Below are 371 nucleotides of genomic sequence, written 5' to 3'. Positions count from 1 at the left end.
GCGGCGGCGAAGAAGAGCCTGGACAACGAATAGCATCCACACTGCACCGACTGGACGTGGCCACTTCGCGACCTATCACCGCGGCGCTGCTCGGACGGGCGGTTTCCACAGACTAGTAGTTACGCACCACGCCGTCTGGCTGTGGCTGCACGGATGCATAGAAAAACCGCAGCGCGGTGGCGCTGCGGTCATTCGTTGGTTAGTATGAACTTCTTTGCGGCGAGCTCAGCCATTGCTCGCGGGTAGCCCTGGGCGATGAGGTCGTTTGTAGTCTTGCTGTACAACTCGATGGTCTGCTTGATGAGGTCCTCGGGCGAGACTGCAGGTGCTGCGACGGATGTGGGTGCCGGGTCAGCTATTATTCTGGTCAT

1 protein-coding gene is annotated in these 371 nt (G+C 59.6%); it reads right to left on the bottom strand.

Features of this window, described 5'->3' with window-relative positions; translation table 11 throughout:
- Window positions 1-188 precede the first annotated feature (188 nt).
- The coding region (locus tag J4G38_RS28460; RefSeq protein WP_226164219.1) for a hypothetical protein at window positions 189-371 on the bottom strand (183 nt) is incomplete at its 5' end.

It is taken from the genome of Hymenobacter terricola (assembly GCF_017921975.2).
Classification (GTDB): domain Bacteria; phylum Bacteroidota; class Bacteroidia; order Cytophagales; family Hymenobacteraceae; genus Hymenobacter; species Hymenobacter terricola.
This window is presented reverse-complemented; position numbering and strand designations above follow the sequence as displayed.